This is a genomic window from Oceanimonas baumannii (assembly GCF_002245495.1).
Classification (GTDB): domain Bacteria; phylum Pseudomonadota; class Gammaproteobacteria; order Enterobacterales; family Aeromonadaceae; genus Oceanimonas; species Oceanimonas baumannii.
On record NZ_NQJF01000030.1, the window covers coordinates 1 to 2,286 of the forward strand.

Here is a 2,286-nt window from a genome sequence, read left to right on the forward strand (position 1 = left end):
CCGGCTTCTGGCTCTTGGTGAGGGCTCGGGCGTCCTTGTTCACATCCACGTGCTGCATGTGAATGTTCTGGCTGCGGCGCAGCGAGAAGTTCAGCATGCCGGCGGCGACGGTGTTGTTGCTCAGCCGGTCAATCAGAATAAAGCCGCCGGTGTCTTTATTGCTCTGGTAGTCATCAAAGGCAATGGCCCGGTCCAGGCTGAGGTTACACACCGCAATGCCGTTCAGATCCAGCTTCTTGGCGGCCACGTGCTCCAGGGTGTTGACGTTCACCTGATATTTGATGTCGGTGATGGTGGCCGTGACCGTTTTGGTGCCGATTTTCAGCAGGTAGGGGCGGCCCGGCAGCAGGGCATCTTCGTGCATCCACACCAGGGTGGTTTCAAACTGATCGGCGGTGGCGATGGGATCATCGGCGGTGGAGATGATATCGCCGCGGGAAATATCAATTTCATCGGTCAGGGTCAGGGTCACCGACTGGCCGGCTATAGCCTGCGGCAGATTACCGCCATGCACCACAATGCGCTCGACGGTGCTTTCCTTGCCGGATGGCAGCACCCGGATGCGATCGCCGGGCTTGATCACGCCGCTGGCGATGGTGCCGGCGAAGCCGCGGAAGTCCAGGTTGGGGCGGTTAACCCACTGCACCGGCAGGCGGAACGGCGCGCGCTGCATGCGGGTGTCGTCCACTTCCACGGTTTCCAGGTAGCCCATCAGGGTGGTGCCCTTGTATTCAGGTGAAGTGTACCAGGGCATGTTCGGGCTGGGCTCGACGATGTTGTCACCCTTGAACGCCGACAGCGGAATATAGGTAATGCTCTCGAGATTCAGCTGCCCGGCAAACTGAGCGTACTCTTCCTTGATGCGCTTAAAGGTCTCTTCCGAGTAATTCACCAGATCCATCTTGTTGATGGCCACCACGATGTGGCGAATACCCAGCAGCGACATCAGGTAGCTGTGGCGGCGGGTCTGGGTGAGAATGCCTTTACACGCATCCACCATCAGGATGGCGGCATCGGCGGTGGAGGCGCCGGTCACCATGTTGCGGGTGTACTGCTCGTGTCCGGGGGTGTCGGCGACAATAAACTTGCGCTTGTCGGTGGAGAAGAAGCGGTAGGCCACGTCAATGGTGATGCCCTGCTCACGCTCGGCAGCGAGGCCGTCGACCAGCAGCGCGAAGTCGATGTCTTCGCCCTGGGTGCCGTATTTTTTTGAGTCGGCTTCCATGGCGGCGAGCTGATCTTCAAACAACATCTTGGACTCAAACAGCAGGCGGCCGATCAGGGTACTCTTGCCGTCATCCACACTGCCGCAGGTGATGAAGCGCAGCAGGCTCTTGTGCTCGTGTTGTTGCAGGTATTGCTCGATATCGGAAGCGATCAGATCGGATTGGTGCGCCATCAGAAGTAGCCCTCTTGTTTTTTCTTTTCCATGGAGGCGGCGGAGTCGTGGTCGATCATGCGACCCTGACGCTCGGAGGTTTTGGTCAGCAGCATTTCCTGAATAATGGCGGGCAGGGTGTCGGCCTCGGACTCGACGGCACCGGTGAGCGGGTAGCAACCGAGGGTACGGAAACGAACATGCTTCATCATCGGCACTTCGCCGTCTTTCAGCGGCATGCGCTCGTCATCTACCATGATCAAGGTGCCGTCGCGCTCCACCACCGGGCGTTCGGCAGCGTAATAGAGGGGCACAATGGGAATGTTCTCGAGGTGGATGTATTGCCAGATGTCCAGCTCGGTCCAGTTGGACAGCGGAAACACGCGAATGGACTCGCCCTTGAGCTTGCGAGCGTTGTACTGCTTCCACAGCTCAGGGCGCTGGTTTTTGGGGTCCCAGCGGTGCTGGGCGGTGCGGAACGAGAAAATACGCTCCTTGGCGCGGGACTTTTCTTCATCCCGGCGGGCACCGCCAAAGGCAGCATCAAAGCCGTATTTGTCCAGTGCCTGCTTCAGGCCTTCGGTTTTGGTGATGTCGGTATGAATGGCCGAGCCATGGGTAAAGGGGTTGATGTCTTTCTCGATGGCGTCGGGGTTGACGTGCACCAGCAGCTCCATGCCGAGCTTTTTGGCCATGTGGTCGCGGAACTCATACATTTCACGGAACTTCCAGCGAGTATCGACATGCAGCAGGGGGAAGGGGGGCACGGAAGGATAAAAGGCCTTCATGGCCAGGTGCAGCATCACGGCGCTGTCTTTACCAATGGAGTAGAGCATGACCGGGTTATCGGCCTCGGCCACCACTTCCCGCATAATGTGAATACTTTCGGCTTCCAGCCGTTGCAGGTG

2 protein-coding genes are annotated in these 2,286 nt (G+C 58.7%); both read right to left on the bottom strand.

From position 1 onward, the window contains the following. Positions 1 to 1,399 (bottom strand): sulfate adenylyltransferase subunit CysN (cysN, locus tag B6S09_RS17955; protein ID WP_094279853.1); only part of this gene is annotated, 1,399 nt, incomplete at its 3' end. Beyond that, on the bottom strand, positions 1,399 to 2,286 hold an 888-nt coding region (gene cysD, locus B6S09_RS17960; RefSeq protein WP_094279854.1), incomplete at its 5' end, for a sulfate adenylyltransferase subunit CysD. The genes cysD and cysN, both read right to left, overlap by 1 nt.